5 protein-coding genes and 1 pseudogene are annotated in these 20,042 nt (G+C 71.9%); 4 read left to right on the top strand and 2 right to left on the bottom strand.

Annotated elements, in window-relative coordinates; translation table 11 throughout:
- Positions 1 to 123: 123 nt before the first annotated feature.
- On the top strand, positions 124 to 3,198 hold the full coding sequence (locus EAO73_RS01885; protein ID WP_147969694.1) for an AfsR/SARP family transcriptional regulator: 3,075 nt from the start codon (positions 124 to 126) through the stop codon (positions 3,196 to 3,198).
- A 45-nt stretch (positions 3,199 to 3,243) separates the two neighbouring features.
- Here EAO73_RS01885 and EAO73_RS01880 read toward each other — a convergent pair whose 3' ends face one another.
- The gene (locus EAO73_RS01880; protein WP_147969693.1) at positions 3,244 to 3,438 is read right to left on the bottom strand and encodes a hypothetical protein; all 195 of its coding nucleotides are present in this window, start codon (positions 3,436 to 3,438) and stop codon (positions 3,244 to 3,246) included.
- 371 nt (positions 3,439 to 3,809) lie between these two features.
- On the opposite strand from EAO73_RS01880, the gene EAO73_RS01875 reads away from it, so the two are divergent.
- Both EAO73_RS01875 and EAO73_RS01870 read left to right on the top strand, forming a co-directional pair.
- A complete protein-coding gene (locus EAO73_RS01875) occupies positions 3,810 to 5,159 on the top strand; it encodes a helix-turn-helix domain-containing protein (RefSeq protein ID WP_147969692.1) in 1,350 nt (449 codons plus the stop codon).
- A 212-nt stretch (positions 5,160 to 5,371) separates the two neighbouring features.
- Positions 5,372 to 17,314: pseudogene (locus EAO73_RS01870) on the top strand (amino acid adenylation domain-containing protein); the annotation flags it as partial.
- 113 nt (positions 17,315 to 17,427) lie between these two features.
- Here EAO73_RS01870 and EAO73_RS01865 read toward each other — a convergent pair.
- Positions 17,428 to 18,168, bottom strand: a complete 741-nt coding sequence (locus tag EAO73_RS01865) for an IclR family transcriptional regulator (protein WP_147969690.1) — start codon at positions 18,166 to 18,168, stop codon at positions 17,428 to 17,430.
- A 203-nt stretch (positions 18,169 to 18,371) separates the two neighbouring features.
- Here EAO73_RS01865 and EAO73_RS01860 point away from each other — a divergent pair, with 203 nt between their 5' ends.
- A complete protein-coding gene (locus tag EAO73_RS01860; RefSeq protein ID WP_147969689.1) occupies positions 18,372 to 20,003 on the top strand; it encodes an OPT/YSL family transporter in 1,632 nt (543 codons plus the stop codon).
- Positions 20,004 to 20,042: the final 39 nt, after the last annotated feature.

Genomic DNA, 20,042 nt, shown 5'->3' with positions numbered 1-20,042 from the left:
GTGAAAACTTTGGGGACGTTGATCCCGGAGTATCAACGCGCTTACGAGCTGGGGGTCTCGGTGGCCGAGGGTACGACGCACACGGTCCAGGATGCCCCCGGCGCGGCGAGACCACCCTTTCAATTGCTGGGCCCCCTGCAGGTGCGGGGCAAGACCGGTCCGCTGCGGGTGCCGCCCGGCCGGCAGGAAGTCATCCTCGCCGCGCTGCTGCTGGAGGCGAACCGGGTGGTCGGCACGAACTACCTGGTGGACCTCATATGGGAGGACAACCCCCCGGAGACCGCCCGCACCCAGGTGCAGATCTGCGTCTCCCGGCTGCGGAAACTGCTGGCCGGTGCGGACAGTACGGTCTCCATATCGACCCGGCCGCCCGGATACGTCCTGCACGTCGACACCGGGGACGTCGACTCGCTGCTCTTCACCGGACTGGTCGCGATGGCCAGGCGGCAGCGCGACGAAGGCGAGACGGAGAAGGCGGTGGCGCTGCTGAAGTCGGCGGTCGCGCTGTGGCAGGGCGACTCCCTGAGCGGACTGGAGAGCGGCCCGCTCGCCAACAAGGCGCGTCAGCTCGACGAGGAACGCCTGAGCGCCGTCGAACTGCGGATGCAGCTGGAGCTGGAGCTCGGACGGCACGACCGGCTCGTGGGAGAACTCCAGCTCCTCACCCATGAGAACCCGTTGCGCGAACGGCTGCGCGGTCAGCTGATGTGCGCCCTGTACTGGTCGGGCCGGCAGGCGGAGGCGCTGGAAGCGTTCCGGACCGGGCGCAGGATTCTCGATCAGGAGCTGGGCCTGGAACCGGGCAGGGAGCTGCGGCGCCTGGAGGGGGCGATCCTCGCCGGTGAACTGCCCCCGCCGGTACGGGCACAGCCGCCCCGGAGCCGTGACGACAAGCCCGAGGCGAGTGGGACCGCCGCTCCCGCTGCTGCCCCGCGCCGGCCGCCGGCGGCACCGGCGCCGGCCGACGCCACCGGGCCCGCCGGGGACCGGACCGCAACCGGGGACGCGGACGGGCGGACCGCCCCCGCCGCCCAGGATTCCCCCGCAACCCGCGCCGAACCGCAGCCGCACGACGCCCGGCCGCAGCAACTGCCCGCTTCCACCTCGGACTTCGTGGCCGACGACGCCCAGCTCGCCGCGTTGGAGAAGGCGCTGACCGGCGGCCGTGAGAGCAAGGCGGTCGGGCTCGCGGTGATCACCGGGAAGCCGGGCACCGGCAAGTCCACGCTGGCCGTGAACCTCGCGCACCGCCTCGCGGAGACGGGCTTCCCCGACGGGCAGCTCTACTGCGACCTGCGCGGCACCGGCACCCCGGCCACCACGCTGGAGGTGCTGGGCCGCTTCCTGCGGGCGCTGGGCATCCCGGGCCAGCTGATCCCGGACTCGCTGGACGAGCGGGCGGAGATGTACCGCACCCGGCTCGCCTCCCGCCGCGTCCTGGTGGTCCTGGACGACGCCGCGACGGAGAGCCAGGTGCAGCCGCTGCTGCCGGGGAGCCGCGACTGCGCCGTCCTGGTCACCAGCCGGGCGCGGCTGACGGCGCTGCCGGGCGCGCACCGCGTGGAGCTGGATGTCCTGGACGAGGAGCGGGCGCTGAAGCTGCTCTCCCGGATCATCGGGGAGGAGCGGGTCGAGGGCGAGGCCGCGTCGGCGGAGGCGCTGGTGCGTACGGTCGGACGGCTGCCGTTGGCCCTGCGGATCGTGGCCGCCCGGCTGGCCGCCCGCCCGCACTGGACGCTCGCGTCGATGGTGCACCGGCTGGCCAACGAGCGGCACCGGCTGGACGAGCTGGCGCACGGCGAGATGACGATGCGGGCCAGCCTCTCGCTCACGTACAACGGTCTGGCGGCGGAGGACCGGGGGCTGCTGCGGCTGCTGAGCATGGCGCGGACACCGACGCTGCCCGGCTGGCTGGCCGGTGCGCTGCTCGACGACGACCGCCCCGTGCCGTCGGACCTGCTGGAACCGCTCGTCGACATGCAGATGCTGGACGTCGTCGGCGTGGAGCGCACCGGCGGATACCGCTACCAGTTCCACGAGATCATCCGGGTGTACGCGCGCGAGCAGCTGGCCGCGCAGGACACACCGGAGCTGCGGCGCGACGCGCTCGTGCGGATGGCGGGCGGCTGGATGTACCTGGCGCAGGAGGCCCATCGCAAGGTGTACGGCGGTGACTTCACCGTGCTGCACGGCGACGCCCCGCGCTGGGCGCCGCCCCCGTCCTGCACCGAGGAGCTGCTCACCGATCCGCTGGCGTGGTTCGACGCGGAGCAGGGCGCCCTGTGCGGGATGGTGGAGCAGGCCGCCGACGAGGGCCTGCACGACGTCAGCTGGAATCTGGCGACGACACTGGTCACGCTGTTCGAGGTGCGCGGCCACTACGACCTGTGGGAACAGACCCATGTGCGGGCGCTGGCCGCTGTCCGCAAGGCCGGCAATCTGCGGGGCACCGCGGCCGTACGGGCCTCGCTCGGCTCCCTGTACATGAGCCGCAACGAGTTCGACATGGCGCGCCAGGCGCTGAGTTCGGCGCTCGACGTGTTCCAGGCGCTCGACGAGCCGCAGGGCGAGGCGCTGTGCCGCCGCGACATGGCGCTGATCGCCCGGACGAACGGTGAGGACGACACGGCGCTGGAGCTGTACGACCGGTCGCTGGCCGACTTCGACCGGGCCGGTGACGTGGTGGGGCGGGCGATCGTACTGACGCAGAGCGCGCACATCCGGATGCGCCGGGGCGAGACGGACGCGGCGCAGGCGCAGTTGGACGAGGCGCTGGAGATCTACGACGGGGTGGGCTACCTGGGCGGCCGGGCGCGGACCCTGCGCCGGGTGGGCCAACTGCTGCTGGAGCGGGGCGAGCTGGATCTCGCGGTGCTGACGTTCACGGAGGTCCTGGAGCTGTGCCGGGATTCCGGTGACGTGATAGGCGAGGGGCATCTGCTGCGGGATCTGGGCCAGGCCTTCGTGCTGATGGGCCGGCCCGACCGGGCCACGTACTTCTTCGACCGGGCCGTCGCGGCCCGGGAGCAGATCATGGACTTCGGCGGTGGCGCTCTGGCCCGCCTGGATCTGGCCCGGCTGCTGGACGACGAACCGGGGCGTTCCCGGGAACTGCTGACCCCCGCTCTGGAGGTCTTCACGAGCCGGGGCATGAAGCGGGAACTGGCGGAGACCCGGCGGCTGCTCGGCGCGGGCTAGGGCCACGCGGACCGAGGGCGGGGCGCGGTCGGCGCCCGGTGGGGGTCAGTCCCAGGGGTTGTTGTCCGTGGAGCCGGTGCTGCCCGGGGTGGGGGTGCTGCTGGTGGTGGCCGGCTGGGTGCCGGTGCCGGACGCGTCGTCGGCCCAGCCCACCTGGACGCCGATGCCGGTGACGATCACGACCGCGACGGTGGCGAAAGCGGCGCGGAGGGCGTTGCGGGTGGTGGTGTTCTTCGTCATCGGACTGTCCCTTCGTCGGTGTTCCGCCTGCTTGTGGACACCACGTTAGGAACGGCCGGATTCACCGCACCGGTCCCGGCCCTATCCCCCCGCTATCACGGATCGAGTGCCCTGTGCCGCAGGTCGGGCCCCGCTATCACTGGTCGCGCTCCCACGGGTGACAGGGCCGTGACCAGCGGCTCGTACGCGCTCCGCCGCTATCTCCGCGGGGGCCGGCCGGGCCGGGACGGCGTTGGCGGCGCGATGCCTCCCGGATAGCCGGCGTGGAGACGATTCGGCCAGCAGCAAGGCACGACAGCCGTCCCCTACGGCGCCCTGGCTCGAAGCCGCTTTCCCGAGGGCGCCACTTCCCGACGAGCAGGAGTCCTTCCATGACGCTCAGCCACCCCCCGCAGGACACCCCGGCCGCCACCGCCCCGCTCGGTTCCCTGATACGCGGCCACCGGCTCCGTATCGGCCTCACCCAGCGGGAACTGGCGGACCTGTCCACCATCAGCGTGCGGGCCATCCGGGACCTGGAGAAGGGGAAGGCCCAGCGCCCCAGAACGGACACGGTGCGGCTCATCGCCGACGCGCTGAGACTCGGCCCCCGGTCCAGGACCGCGCTGGAGGCGGCGGCCCGGCGCGGCCCCCGGGCGAGCGGTGACGTCCGGCGCCTGTCCATGGAGCGCGCCGCGCCGCCGGTGCCGCTGTACCCGCTGGTCGGGCGGGAGGCGGAGACCGGTGTCCTCGTGGAGGAGCTGGGCTCCGGCGCGGAACGGCTGGTCACCGTCGTGGGGCTGAGTGGTGTCGGCAAGACCCGGCTCGCCCTGGAGGCCGCCGCCCGGCTGCACGACACCGGGCTGCCCGTGCTGTGGCACTACGGCGACGGCGTCGGCACCGACTTCCTCCGGGCCGACGACGACCCGCTGCCCCGGCTCGCCGACGCCTGCGCCGGGTTCCTGCGGGGCGGTGGCGAACCCGGGGACCTGCTGCCCGAACTCGCCGAGGCGCTTGCCTCGCTCAACGGCGAGGCTGCGGAGGGAGGTTCGGCGGTGCTCGTCCTCGACGGGGTCGACACCGCCGTCCTCGACTTCGGCCGTCTGAGCCGCCTGCTGCGTGCATTCCCCGGCCTGCGGCTGCTGATCACCGGGGAGCGGCCGTGGAACGTACCGGGTGAACGCCTCTTCCTGCTCTCCCCGTTGGAGGCGCCCGCCCCGGCCGCCGGGCACAGTGACGCGCCCGCTCTGCGGTTCTTCCTCAGCCAGCTCCGCCGGGTTCGCCCCGATCTCGTGCCCGACGAGCAGGCGCTCGCCGATGTGGCCTGGATCTGCCACCGCCTCGACGGCCACCCGGCGGCGCTCGGTGCCGCCGCCTCCTGGCTCACGGTCTGCGACCTGTCGACGCTGCGGAACATCGTGGACTCGGACCCGGCCCCGCTCCTCGACCACCTGGCAGGCGGCCCGGACGGCTCCCGCCTCCAGGTCCGGGTCGGCCGCACCCTCGCCGCGCTGCCCGCCCCGTACCGGACGCTCATCGGCGACCTGTGCCAGGTGGGTGACGGGGACTTCCTGCTCCAGGACGTCGTCCGGCTCACCGGCCGCCCGCTTCCCGAGTGCGGCCGGCTGATCCGGGAGCTGCTGGTCGGCGGCGTGATCCGGACCTGCACGGATGGCGGCCGCTCGGCGTTCCGTGTGCTGTGCGTGGTGCGGGCGGCGGCCGACGCGGCGGCCTCGGTCTGACTGCCGCAGCGCCGCGCGGCGCGGTGCGGCTGCCGTCGGACTGCCGCAGCACCGGCGAACTGCTGGCCCTACCGCCGGAACAACTGCCGGTCCCGGCCCGGCCCCGGCGGTTGTATGGCACTGCCCGCCCGGCCCGGAGACTCCGGCCCGCCGAGCACCGCCCTCGCTCCCGGGCTCCCGCCCCTCCCGCCGCGACCCACACAGGAGACCCCATGCCGTCCGACGCGACCGTCGCACCCGCTCCGGCCGCCTTCCGGTTGCCGCTCTCGGAGGCCCAGCGCGACATCTGGACGGCCCACACCCTGGACCCCACCGGTCTGAAGTACAACGTCGCCGAGTGCCGGGACATCCTGGGCCCGGTCGACCCGGCCCTGATGAGCACCGCCTGGCGCCGCCTCGTCGAGGAGGCGGACGTCATGCGCACCCGCCGCTTCGAGGACGACGGCGAGCAGGTGTGGCAGGTCATCGACACCGAGCCGGGCGACCGCACCCTGACATACACCGATGTGAGCGGCGAGGCCGACCCGGAGGGCGCGGCCTGGGGTCTGGTGGACGCGGCGATCGGCGCACCGTTCGACCTGACCCGCGAGTCCCCGGTCCGTTGCGCGCTGATCAAGCTGGCCGAGGACCGGTACTTCTACTTCTACGGCTTCCACCACCTGCTCGTCGACGGCGCGAGTGTGTCGATGCTCCTGCACCGGCTGGTCGAGCTGTACGAGCGGGCGGTCGCGGGTGAGCCGTGGGGCGACTCCCCGTTCGGCCGGCTGACGGACCTGCACGCCGAGGACGCCGTTTACCGGTGCTCCGAGGAAGCCGCCGCCGAACGGGCCGCGTGGCGCGGGCACTTGGGCGGCGCTCCGGGGACGGCGCCGAGCCTGGTGCGGGGTGCCGGACGGGCGGTCCCGTCCCGGAGCGCGCTGCCCTTCGCGCGGCGTACGGTCCTGATCCCGGCGCGGGACGCGGACCGGCTGCGTACGGTCGCGCGGTCGGAGCGGGTCTCGTGGCCGGTGCTGACGGTCGCCCTGTTCACGGTGTACCTGCACCGGGTGACTGCCCAGGACGAGCTGATGGTCGCCCTGCCGGTGGCGGGCCGGACCACGAAGACCGCCCGCAGCACGCCCGGCATGGCGTCGAACGTCGTCCCGCTGCGGCTGCGGGTGGGCGCCGACGACACGCTGCGCACCCTGGTGCGTGCGGTGTCCGCCGAGGTGAAGCACGGTCTGCGCCACCAGCTGACCCGCTACGAGGACCTGCGACGGGACGCCGGCACGCTCACCGGAGGCCGCCGGCTGACCGGTCCTGTGCTCAACATCATGGGCTTCAACGCGGACTTGACCGTCTGCGGCCATCCCACGGTCAACCACAACGTGAGCAACGGCCCGGTGGACGACCTCAGCGTCGCGGTGTACGACCTGGGCGCGGCGGACGGCCTGCGGATCGACTTCGACACACCCGTGGACGGTGTCGACGCCGAGGCGGTCGCCGCACACCAGGACCGCTTCGCCGCGTTCCTCACCGCTTCCCTGGACGCGGCGGAGCCGGGTGACCGGAGCGTCGCGGAGCTGGAGGTGCTGTCGGAGGACGAGCGGGGGCTGCTGCTCGGGTCGTGGGCCGGGGCGGTGGCCGACCGGGACGATGTGTCGCTGGTGGCCCGGTTCGAGGAGCAGGTGGCGCGGTTCCCTGACGCGGTCGCGCTGATCGACGGGGAGCAGAGCTGCACGTACGCGGAACTGAACGCGACCGCCAACCGCTGGGCCAGGGCGCTGCGTTCACACGGCCTGGGACGCGGACAGCTGGCGGGGATTCTGCTGGAGCGCGACGCCACGTTCGCCGCCGCGCTCATCGCCGTACTCAAGACCGGCGCCGGACATGTGCTGCTCGACCCGGACTTCCCGGACGAGCGGCTGCGGTCGGCGGCCGGCGAGGCCGGGATCAGCCACCTGGTCACGCGTGAGGGGCTGGCGGACCGCCTGCCGGGCGCCTGGACCAACTGCACCGAGGACCCGGACGACGTGCTGGGCCACGACTCCGGCAACCTCGATGTGCCGATCCAGGGAGACGACCTCGCCTGCGTGATGTTCACCTCCGGGTCCACCGGCCGGCCCAAGGGCATCCTCTCCTCGCACCGCAACCTCGTATCGACCCTGGTGGGCCAGACCTACCTCCCGACCGGCCCGGACGAGGTGTACCTCCAGTCCTCGCCCGTCTCCTGGGACGCCTTCAGCCTGGAATTCTGGGGCCCGCTCCTGCACGGCGCGCGTGTCGTACTCCAGCCGGGGCAGAAGCCGGAACCCTCGCTCATCGCGGAACTGGCCCCCAAGCACCACGTGACGACCCTGCTGCTGTCGGCCACCCTCTTCAACTACCTCACCGACGAACACCCCGAGACGTTCGCATCGGTCACGACCGCGTACACGGTGGGTGAGGCGGCATCCCCCGCCCACGTGCACAAGCTCCAGACGGCACGCCCCGGCATCAAGGTGGTCAACGGGTACGGCCCGGCGGAGGCGATGATCTACGCCACCACCCACACCATCGAGCCGAGCGATCAGCCGCACACCGTCATCCCGATCGGCACACCGCTGGTCAACAAGCCGTTGTACGTCCTCGACGCTGCCCTGCGTCTGTGCCCGCCGGGTGCGACGGGTGAGCTGTACGTCTCCGGTGACGGCCTCGCCCACGGCTACCTCAACCGCGCCGACCTCACCGCAGCAAGCTTCGTACCCAACCCCTACGGGCCCGCCGGCAGCCGCCTCTACCGCACCGGCGACCTCGCCCACTTCGACCGCCAGGGGCGGCTGCACTACGAGGGCCGAGCGGACCAGCAGATCAAGATCCGGGGCTTCCGCATCGAACCCGCCGAGGTGGAGAGCGCCCTCCTAGCACACCCGCAGGTCACCCAGGCCGTCGTCACCAAACACCACGACCAGCTCTCCGCCTACGTGGTCACGAGCGGCGACACGGCCGACCTCCGACGCCACCTGACCGACCGCCTCCCCGAACACCTCGTCCCCGCCTACCTCACCCCGCTCGACCGCCTGCCCCTCACACCGAACGGCAAGATCGACAAGCGCGCGCTGCCCGAACCGGTCCTGGCCTCGACGGGCGGTCGTGCCCCGCGCACCCTGCTGGAGGAGACCCTGGCCGGCCTCTTCACCAGCACGCTCGACGTGCCCGGCGCCCTGACGATCGACGACGACTTCTTCCACCATGGCGGGCACTCGATCCTCGCCGCCCGTCTCACCAACCGGATCGCCCAGGTGCTGGGCGTACGGCTGACGATCCGGGATGTGTTCGAGCACCCGACCGTGGCACGGCTCGCGGAGAAGGTGAGTACGGAGAAGGGCCTGCCCGCGCTGCCTCCGCTGACCGCCGGTGAGGGCTCGGGCGAGGGCTCGGCCCCGATGTCGTTCGCCCAGCGGCGGTTGTGGCTGCTGGCGGACCTGGAGGGCGGCAGCACCGCGTACAACGTGCCGATGACCGTGCGCCTGGAAGGGCCGCTCGACACCGATGCCCTGGAGGCCGCGCTCAACGACGTCATCGAGCGCCACGCTCCCCTGCGGACCCTGTACGAGACGATCGACGGCGAACCACGGCAGCGCGTCCTCCCGGCCACCGAGGCGCGGGTGGTCGTGGACCGCCGTGAGGTGGACGCGGAGGAGCTGGACGGTGCGCTGTCCGAGGCCGGCCGCCGCGCCTTCGACCTCCGCAACGAACTACCGCTCCACGTCGACCTGTTCCGGCTGGCCGAGACCGTGCACCACCTGGTGATCGTGCTGCATCACATCGCCACGGACGGCCAGTCGGGCGAGGTGTACGTCACGGACCTGGCCCGTGCGTACGAGGCGCGGGTCGCGGGCGCCGAAGGCCCGGTGCTGGAGCCGCTGTCGGTGCAGTACGCGGACTACGCGGTATGGCAGCAGCGGGTGTTGGGCTCGCCCGACGACGCGGACAGCGTACTCGCCCGGGAACTCGGCTTCTGGCGCCAGGCCTTGGCCGGCCTGCCGGAGGAACACAGCCTGAACCTGGACCGCCCGCGCCCCGCACGCGCCTCGCACCGGGGCGGTCAGGTCGACGTCGAGCTGGGCGACGACCTGTTCGCCCGCATCGGTGAGCTGGCCCGCGCCGAGGGATGCACGCCCTTCATGGTCGTGCACGCGGCACTCGCGGCAGCCCTCACCCGGCTCGGTGCCGGAACGGACCTCGCCATCGGCTCACCCGTCGCCGGCCGCGCCGACGAAGCGCTCCGCGACCTGGTCGGCTTCTTCGTCAACACGCTGGTCCTGCGCACCCGGACCGATGGCAACCCCACCTTCCGTGAGCTGCTGGAGCGCGTCCGCACCACCGACCTCGACGCCTTCGCCCACCAGGACGCCCCCTTCGACCTCGTCCTCGACGCCGCCAACCCCACCCGCACCCTCTCCCGCCACCCCCTCTTCCAGATCTGCCTCACCCTGGAGACCGGCACACCTGTGCTGGCTCTGCCCGGGACGAGTCCGGCGGCCGTGCGGACGTTCGCCAACGGCTCGGCCAAGTTCGACCTGGAGTTCCTGCTGCGCTCGGACGACGGCGAGGGGCTGCGGGGTGTGGTCATCTTCGCGGAGGACGTGTTCGACCACGCCACCGTCCAGCGCATGGTGAACGTGCTCGACGAGGTGTTGCGTCGGGTGCTGGCCGACCCGGAGACGCACCTCGGTGAGGTGGAGGTGCTGTCGGAGGACGAGCGGGGGCTGCTGCTCGGGTCGTGGGCCGGGGCGGTGGCCGACCGGGACGATGTGTCGCTGGTGGCCCGGTTCGAGGAGCAGGTGGCGCGGTTCCCTGACGCGGTCGCGCTGATCGACGGGGAGCGCACGTTCACGTACGCGGAACTGAACGCGACCGCCAACCGCTGGGCCAGGGCGCTGCGTCCACACGGCCTGGGACGCGGACAGCTGGCCGGCATCCTCCTTGAGCGCAACGCCACCTTCGCCGCCGCCCTCATCGCCGTACTCAAGACAGGCGCCGGACACGTACTGCTCGACCCCGACTTCCCCGACGAGCGACTGCGGTCGGCAGCGACCGAGGCCGCCATCAGCCACCTGGTCACACGGCCGGAGTCGGCCGACCGCCTCCCCGGGACCTGGACCACCTGCACCGAAGGCCCCGACGACGTGCTGGGCCACGACTCCGGCAACCTCGATGTGCCGATCCAGGGAGACGACCTCGCCTGCGTGATGTTCACCTCCGGGTCCACCGGCCGGCCCAAGGGCATCCTCTCCTCGCACCGCAACCTTGTATCGACCCTGGTGGGCCAGACCTACCTCCCGACCGGCCCGGACGAGGTGTACCTCCAGTCCTCGCCCGTCTCCTGGGACGCCTTCAGCCTGGAATTCTGGGGCCCGCTCCTGCACGGCGCGCGTGTCGTACTCCAGCCGGGGCAGAAGCCGGAACCCTCGCTCATCGCGGAACTGGCCCCCAAGCACCACGTGACAACGCTCCTGCTGTCGGCCACCCTCTTCAACTACCTCACCGACGAACACCCCGAGACGTTCGCGTCGGTCACCACGGCCTACACCGTCGGGGAGGCCGCCTCGCCCGCCCACGTGCACAAGCTCCAGACGGCACGCCCCGGCATCAGGGTGATGAACGGGTACGGCCCGGCGGAGGCGATGATCTACGCCACCACCCACACCATCGAGCCGAGCGATCAGCCGCACACCGTCATCCCGATCGGAACGCCGCTGGTCAACAAGCCGCTCTACGTCCTCGATCCTGCACTCCAGTTGTGCGCACCCGGCGCCACCGGTGAGCTGTACGTGTCCGGTGACGGCCTCGCCCACGGCTACCTCAACCGCGCCGACCTCACCGCAGCGAGCTTCGTACCCAACCCCTACGGGCCCGCCGGCAGCCGCCTCTACCGCACCGGCGACCTCGCCCACTTCGACCGCGACGGACGCCTCCACTACGAAGGCCGAGCGGACCAGCAGATCAAGATCCGGGGCTTCCGCATCGAACCCGCCGAGGTGGAAACCGCGCTCCTCGCACACCCGCAGGTCACCCAGGCCGTCGTCACCAAACACCACGACCAGCTCTCCGCCTACGTGGTGGCGAGCGGCGACACGGCCGACCTCCGACGCCACCTGGCCGACTGCCTCCCCGAACACCTCGTCCCCGCCTACCTCACCCCGCTCGACCGCTTCCCCCTCACACCGAACGGCAAGATCGACAAGCGCGCGCTGCCCGAACCGGTCGCGGTGGGGAGCAGTGAGCGCGCGCCGCAGAGCCAGCTCGAAGAGGTCACGGTCGCTCTGTTCAGCAAGGTCCTGGGCACGCAGGGGCCGGTGGGCGTCGAGGACAGCTTCTTCGCCCACGGCGGGCACTCCCTGCTCGCCGCCCGCCTCACCAACCACATCGCCGAGGTCCTGGGCGTCCGGCTGACGATCCGGGACGTGTTCCAGCACCCGACGCCCGCACGCCTCGCCCAGCACATCGGCTCGCTGAAGGGCCGGCCCGCGCTGCCGTCCCCGGTCGCCGGTGAGGCGGGTGACGGCTCCGACAGCCCGGTCTCGTCCGCCCAGCGCCGCCTGTGGCTGCTGGCCGAACTGGACGGCGGGAGCACCGCGTACAACGTGCCGATGACCGTGCGCCTGGAAGGGCCGCTCGACGTCGACGCGCTCGAAGCCGCACTCAACGACGTCGTCGAACGCCACGCTCCCCTGCGGACCGTGTTCGCGAGCGTCGGCGGCGAGCCGAGGCAGCTCGTCCAGGCGGCCGAGCGGGCCCGCGTCGCCGTCGAGCGGCGGGCGTCCACGCCGGAGTCGCTGGACGGCGACCTTGACGCGGCCGGCCGGCACCGTTTCGACCTCCGGACGGAGAACCCGCTGCGGGCCACTCTTTTCGAGACCGGTGACCGGCACACCGTCCTCTTCCTGCTCTTCCACCACATCGCGACGGACGGGCGCTCCGCCGGAGTGTTCTTCGACGACCTGTCACGGGCCTACGAGGCCCGGAGCGCGGGTGCGACCGCAAGCGCGCTGGAGCCGCTGCCGGTGCGGTACGCGGACTACGCGGTGTGGCAGCAGCGCGTGCTGGGGACGCCCGAGGACGCGGACAGCGCGCTCTCGGCGGAACTGGACTTCTGGCAGGCCGCCTTGGCGGACCTGCCGGAGGAGCACGGGCTGAGCCTCGACCGCCCCCGTCCGGCGGTCGCCTCGCACCGGGGCGGTCAGGTCGACGTCGCCCTCGGTGACGACCTGTTCGAACGCGTCGGAGAGCTGGCCCGCGCCGAGGGCTGCACCCCCTTCATGGTGGTCCACGCGGCCCTCGTCGCCGCCCTCACCCGACTCGGGGCCGGCACGGACCTGGCCATCGGCTCCCCCGTCGCCGGCCGCACCGACGAAGCACTGCGTGACCTGGTCGGCTTCTTCGTCAACACGCTTGTCCTGCGAACGAGTTCGGACGGCGACCCCACCTTCCGCGAACTCCTCGGCCGCGTCCGGACCGCCGACCTGGACGCCTTCGCCCACCAGGACGCCCCCTTCGACCTCGTGCTCGACGCCCTCAACCCCACCCGCACCCTCTCCCGTCACCCCCTCTTCCAGATCTGCCTCACCCTGGAGGCCGGGGAGGCGCCGGCGCTGGAACTGGGCGGTGGTCGTACGGCCGAGGTGCGCGGGCTGACCAACGGCTCGGCCAAGTTCGACCTGGAATTCCTGCTCCGCTCGGACGACAGCCGCCGCCTCCACGGTGCGGTGGTCTTCGCGGAGGACCTGTTCGACCAGGCCACCGTCCAGCGCATGGTGACCGCCCTGGGCGAGGTGCTGCGTCAGGCGCTGACCGACCCGGAGGTGCGTCTCGGGGCGCTGGAGGTGGTGTCGGACGCCGAGCGGGAACTGCTGCTCGGGCCGTGGGCCGGGACCGCCGCCGCCATCGACGACACCTCACTCGTCGCGCGGTTCGAGGAGCAGGTGGCCCGCACCCCGGACGCCGTGGCCCTCATCGACGGCGAGCAGCGGATCACCTACGCGGAGCTCAACGCCACGGCCAACCGCTGGGCGCACCAGCTGCGTGCGCGCGGCCTGGGCCGGGGTGACCTGGCCGGCATCCTCCTGGAGCGCGACGCCACCTTCGCCGGTGCCGTGATCGCGGTGGTCAAGGCCGGGGCCGGCTACACCCTGCTCGACCCGGACTTCCCGGACGAGCGCCTGCGCTCCGCCGCGCACGACGCGGGTATCGCCCTGCTCCTCACGGACGACGCCCTCGGGCCGCGTGTGGAGGGCCCCTGGACCGTTGTCTCCTGCTCCGGCGGGGCACCGGCGGACGCGTCGGACGGCAACCCGGGTGTGCCGGTCCGGGGTGACGATGTGGCGTGCGTGATGTTCACGTCCGGGTCCACGGGGCGGCCCAAGGGCATCCTGTCCTCGCACCGCAACCTGGTCTCGACCGTCAGCGCGCAGAGCTACGGCACCTTCGGGCCCGACGAGGTCTTCCTCCAGTGCTCGCCCGTCTCCTGGGACGCCTTCAGCCTGGAGTTCTGGGGCGCACTCCTCCACGGAGGCACCACCGTCCTCCAGCCCGGCCAGAAACCCGAACCCGCGCTCATCGCCGAACTCTCGCACCGGCACGGCGTCACGATGCTCCAGCTCTCCGCCAGCCTCTTCAACTACCTCACCGACGAACACCCCGAAGCGTTCACCACCGTCACCGTCGCCTACACCGGCGGCGAGGCAGCCTCCCCCGCCCACGTCCACCGGCTCCAGCAACTCGCGCCCCACACCACCGTCGTCAACGGCTACGGCCCCGCCGAATCCATGGGCTTCACCACCACCCACACCGTCGAGCCCGCCGATGCCCCGCACCCCACCATCCCGATCGGCACACCCCTGACCAACAAGGCCGCCTACATCCTCGACTCCGGCTTCCAGCCCGTACCCCCCGGCGTCACCGGCCACCTCTACCTCACCGGCCACGGCCTCGCCCACGGCTACCTCGACCGACCCGACCTCACCGCCACCACCTTCGTACCCAACCCCTACGGCACCCCCGGCACCCGCCTCTACCGCACCGGCGACCTCGCCCGGTTCGATCGTGACGGGCGGCTGCACTACGAGGGCCGGGCAGACCAGCAGATCAAGATCCGGGGCTTCCGGATCGAGCCGGCCGAGATCGAGGCCGCGCTCCTCACCCACCCCCACATCACCCAGGCCACCGTCACCACGCACCACGACCAGCTCTCCGCCTACGTCGTCCTCGACACCGACACGGTGACCGTGGAGGACGCGCGCCGCCACCTCGCGGACCGGCTGCCCGAGCACATGGTCCCCGCGCACCTCACCGTCCTCGACCGGCTCCCGCTCACCCCCAACGGGAAGATCGACCGGCGCGCGCTCCCCGAGCCGACGGCTGTCGTGTCCGAGGGCCGTGCGCCGCAGAGCCAGCTCGAAGAGGTCACGGTCGCTCTGTTCAGCAAGGTCCTGGGCACGCAGGGGCCGGTGGGCGTCGAGGACAGCTTCTTCGCCCACGGCGGGCACTCCCTGCTCGCCGCCCGCCTCACCAACCACCTCGCTGAAGTCCTGGGCATCCGGCTGACGATCCGGGACGTGTTCCAGCACCCGACGCCCGCACGCCTCGCCCAGCACATCGCCTCGCTGAACGGGCGGCCCGCGCTGCCGCCCCTCACCCCGGACGCCTGGGCCGGCGAGGGCGACGCGCCCGTGTCCTTCGCCCAGCGCCGCCTGTGGCTGCTGGCCGAACTGGACGGCGGCAGCGCCGCGTACAACGTCCCGATGGCCGTACGGCTGACCGGCCCCCTGGACGCGGATCTGCTCGAAGCCGCGCTGCACGACGTGGTCGCACGCCACACCCCACTGCGGACCGTGTTCACCACGGTCGACGGCGAACCCCGCCAGCACGTCCTTCCTGCCGCAGAAGCCCAGGTGCCCATCGAGCGGCGCGAGGTGACTGCCGACGAGCTGGCCGGGGAGATCACCGAGGCTGCTCGCCATGTCTTCGACCTCCGGAGCGAACTCCCCGTACGCGCCTCACTGTTCGAGGCCGACGACGACTCCTGGGTGTTCTTCCTCCTGGTCCACCACATCGCCACGGACGGCCGGTCCACCGGTGTGTTCTTCGACGACCTGTCACGGGCCTACGAGGCCCGGAGCGCGGGTGCGACCGCAAGCGCGCTGGAGCCGCTGCCGGTGCGGTACGCGGACTACGCGGTGTGGCAGCAGCGCGTGCTGGGCGCGTCCGACGACGCGGACAGCGTGCTCGCGCAGGAGCTGGCCTTCTGGCACAAGACCCTGGAAGGGCTCCCCGAGGAGCACGCCCTGAACCTGGACCGCCCGCGCCCCGCACGGGCCTCGCACCGGGGCGGTCAGGTCGACGTCGCCCTCGGTGACGACCTGTTCGAACGCGTCGGAGAGCTGGCCCGCGCCGAGGGCTGCACCCCCTTCATGGTGGTCCACGCGGCCCTCGCCACCGCCCTCACCCGACTCGGCGCCGGCACGGACCTCGCCATCGGCTCCCCCGTCGCCGGCCGCACCGACGAAGCACTCCGCGACCTCGTCGGCTTCTTCGTCAACACCCTCGTCCTGCGCACCCACACCGACGGCGACCCCACCTTCCGCGAACTCCTCGGCCGCGTCCGGACCGCCGACCTGGACGCCTTCGCCCACCAGGACGCCCCCTTCGACCTCGTGCTCGACGCCCTCAACCCCACCCGCACCCTCTCCCGCCACCCCCTCTTCCAGATCTGCCTCACCCTGGAATCCGGAGCCGTACCGGAACTGCGGCTCGGGGACACCCGGGCCACCGCGATCCCGGAGGTCACGAGCGGGGCGGCCAAGTTCGACCTGGAATTCCTGCTCCGTACGGAGGACGGCCAGGGGATGCACGGCACGGTCCTCTACGCGGAGGACCTGTTCGACCACGCCACCGTCCAGCGCATGGTGAACGTGCTCGCCACGGTCCTGCGCCAGGCGCTGGCCGATCCCGACGTGCGCCTCGGAGCGCTGGAGGTGGTGTCGGAGGACGAGCGGCGACTGCTGCTCGGGCCGTGGGCCGGATCGTCCGCCACCATCGCGGACACCTCACTGGTACGGCGATTTGAGGAGCAGGTCGCCCGCGCACCGAAGGCCGTCGCGCTCATCGACGGCGATCAGCGGATCACGTACGCGGAGCTCAACGCGACCGCCAACCGCTGGGCACGCGCGCTGCGTTCACACGGCCTGGGACGCGGGCAGCTGGCCGGCATCCTCCTTGAGCGCAACGCCACCTTCGCCGCCGCCCTCATCGCCGTACTCAAGACCGGCGCCGGACATGTACTGCTCGACCCGGACTTCCCCGACGAGCGACTGCGGTCGGCGGCAACCCAGGCCGCCATCAGCCACCTGGTCACGCGGCCGGAGTCGGCCGACCGCCTCCCCGGAACCTGGACCACCTGCACCGAAGGCCCCGACGACGTGCTGGGCCACGACTCCGGCAACCTCGATGTGCCGATCGGCGCCCAGGACGTGGCGTGCGTGATGTTCACCTCGGGGTCCACGGGGCGGCCCAAGGGCATCGTCTCCTCGCACCGCAACCTGGTCTCGACCGTCAGCGCGCAGACCTACGGCACCTTCGGACCCGACGAGGTCTTCCTCCAGTGCTCGCCCGTCTCCTGGGACGCCTTCAGCCTCGAATTCTGGGGCGCCCTCCTCCACGGCGGCACCACCGTCCTCCAGCCCGGCCAGAAGCCAGAACCCGCCCTCATCGCGGACCTGTCCCGCCGGCACGGCGTCACCATGCTCCAGCTGTCCGCCGGCCTCTTCAACTACCTCACCGACGAACACCCCGAAGCATTCGATTCGGTCACCGTCGCCTACACCGGCGGCGAGGCAGCCTCCCCCGCCCACGTCCACCGGCTCCAGCAACTCGCGCCCCACACCACCGTCGTCAACGGCTACGGCCCCGCCGAATCCATGGGGTTCACCACCACCCACACCATCACGGCGACACCTGAACCCCACCCGACCATCCCCATCGGCACACCCCTCACCAACAAGGCCGCCTACATCCTCGACGCCACCCTCCAGCCCGTACCCCCCGGCGTCACCGGCCACCTCTACCTCACCGGCCACGGCCTCGCCCACGGCTACCTCGACCGACCCGACCTCACCGCCACCACCTTCGTACCCGGGGCGTCGCGTCGGTACTCATGGATCTCCGGTGCTTCCGTGCGGGGCGGCGTGCCCACCACCCCAGAAGTTCTAAAATATGGAACCGTGTGTGAATATCTGGATGTGCTGGATCATCTCCGGGGCTTCCCCACCCGCCGGGCGGCATCCCGCACCGCACGGCCGAAGCGCGCTTCGTTCTCGTGGCGCAGCTCGGGGGCCGGCAGGGCGATTCCGATGCCGAAGACCTGGCCCGTATCGCTGTCGACGACGGCCGCGGAGATGCCCGCGACGTTCGGTACGAACTCGCCGCGCGAGGACTCCCAGCCGTCGGCGCGCACCCGGGCCAGCGAGGAGACGAGCTCGCCGGGGGTGCGTGGGGCCGATCCGGTGCTCTGCTCAAGGCGGGCGTCGACGAGCCGGAGCACCTGCGCGTCGTCCAGGCGCGCCAGCAGGGCGCGGCCCATGGAGCTGGCGTAGGCGGGGGCGCGGGTGCCGGCGGGGGTGTAGGCCTGGAGGGCGCCGACGGTGCCGATCCGCATGTGGAGCACCAGCGATTCGGCACCGTCGAGGACATCTACGTACCCCGTGTAACCGATGTCGGCGACCAGCCGGGCCAGCTCCTCCTCCAGGAGCGAGGCGGTGCTGCGCGAGGCGCGGAAGTGGTATGAGGCCTCCATGACGAGTTCGCCGGGCCGGTAGGCGCGGCTCACCGGGTCGCGGTCCAGGAAGCCGTACTCGGCCATCATGCTCAGTGTCCGCGAGACGGAGCTCTTGGGCAGGTCCAGGGCGCCCGCAACATCGGTCACCGTCAGATCCCGCTGCAGGCGCGCCATCAGTCGCAGGACGTCCCGCGCGTTGGCGAGTGTGCTCACCGTTCTCCTGCCTCCCCCGAGCTCCCGGAGCTCGTGCGTCTGATCGTAAGCGGCGCCCACATGGCGAGACCGCCTGCCACCCCCTTGACGGGTGGGCGTGCCCCGGAGATGATCCAGCACATCCAGATATTCACACACGGTTCCATATTTTAGAACTTCTGGGGTGGTGGGCACGCCGCCCCGCACGGAAGCACCGGAGATCCATGAGTACCGACGCGACGCCCCAGGCCGTCACAGACGCCCCGCCCGCAGCGGCCGGCGGAGCGCGCCATCCCCGCGCCCTCGCACCGGGGAATCTGATCCTGACCGTGGTGCTCAGCGTGTTCGGCGCCGTGGTGGGCGTGCAACTGCTCGCCACCCTCGGCGTCACCCCCAGCACCTCCCTCATCGGTGCGCTGGCCGCGATGACGCTGGCCCGGGTGCCGCTCGTCGCGTTGCGCGGCTTCCGTTCGGTGCACGCGCAGAACCTGGCGCAGACGAGCATCTCCTCGGCCACGTTCGGCGCCGCGAACAGCCTGTTCCTGCCGATCGGCATCCCGTTCCTGTTCGGGATGGACGACATGATCGTCCCGATGCTGATCGGGGTGGCCGCCGCGATGCTCGTCGACGCCTGGCTGCTGTACCGGATGTACGACACCCCCGCGTTCCCCGCGAAGAACCCCTGGCCGCTCGGGCTCGCCGCCGCCGAGGCGATCAAGGCCGGCGACGAGGGCGGCAGGCGCGCCAAGGTGCTCGGCCTGGGCCTGCTGACCGGTCTGGTGGGTGCGGCGTTCTCTCTGCCGATGTCGGCCTTCGGCGTGGCCCTGATCGGCGGGTTCGGCGCCATGGCCGCCTTCGGCGTCGGCCTGCTGTTCAGCCAGTACGCGGACTCGCTGCTCGGCCTCGACATCGACGCGATGTATCTGCCGCACGGCATGATGATCGGCGCGGGTCTGGTCGCCCTGGTCCAGGTCGGCCACACCATCCTCAAGGCCCGGCGCACGAACGCGGCTCAGGCCCGCGCGGCGGAGGACACCGGCGAGGGCGCCCGGCGGATGGGCCGCTCGATGCGGCTCGGTTTTGGCGCCTACCTCGTCATCTCGGTGCTCCTGGCCTTCGGCACCGGCGCGGCGACGCACATGAGCCCCGGGATGCTGATCGGCTTCCTGGTGTACGCGACCGTCGCGGCGTTCCTGCACGAGCTGCTGGTGGGCATCGCGGCCATGCACTCCGGCTGGTTCCCGGCCTTCGCGATCGCCCTGATCACGCTGCTGCTCGGCATCCTCATCGGCTTCCCGCCGGAGGCGCTGGTCGTGCTGTCCGGCTTCACGGCCGCGACCGGTCCGGCCTTCGCGGACATGGGCTACGACCTGAGGACCGGCTATCTGCTGCGCGGCGAGGACGTCGATCCCGCCTTCGAACTGGAGGGCCGCCGCCAGCAGTTGATCGCCGCGATGATCGGTTTCGGCGTCGCCATCGTGGTCGTTCTGATCTCGTACCGGATGTTCTTCGACAACGGGCAGACCGCTCCGATCGACGCCGCGTACGTCGCCGCGATCAAGGCGGGCCCGTCCATGGAGACCGCCCGGCACCTCGCGCTGTGGGCGATCCCCGGCGCGCTCGTGCAGATCATCGGCGGGTCCAGGCGCCAGCTCGGCATCCTGCTCGCGACCGGGCTCCTCATCACCACCCCGATGGCCGGCTGGATGGTCGCCGCCGGCATCACCACCCGTGTCCTCGCCCCGCGTCTCTTCGGCAAGGACGTCAAGGGCGACCTGGAGGTCTTCGCCGGCGGGGCGATCGCCGGCGACGCCCTCTACTCCTTCGGCAACGGCGTGTTCAAGGCCGCGAAGTAGCCGGACCCCACTCCACCCACTCGTACCACCCGCACAGCA

It is taken from the genome of Streptomyces sp. col6 (genome assembly GCF_008042035.1).
Classification (GTDB): domain Bacteria; phylum Actinomycetota; class Actinomycetes; order Streptomycetales; family Streptomycetaceae; genus Streptomyces.
The sequence above is the reverse complement of the archived record's forward strand: the minus strand, read 5'-3'. Positions and strand labels throughout refer to the sequence as shown.

Excerpts from the sequence above, each read along its gene's own strand:
- EAO73_RS01880 (WP_147969693.1), bottom strand. The coding sequence starts at position 3,438 with ATGACGAAGAACACCACCACCCGCAACGCCCTCCGCGCCGCTTTCGCC.
- EAO73_RS01875 (WP_147969692.1), top strand. The coding sequence starts at position 3,810 with ATGACGCTCAGCCACCCCCCGCAGGACACCCCGGCCGCCACCGCCCCG.
- EAO73_RS01860 (WP_147969689.1), top strand. The coding sequence starts at position 18,372 with ATGAGTACCGACGCGACGCCCCAGGCCGTCACAGACGCCCCGCCCGCA.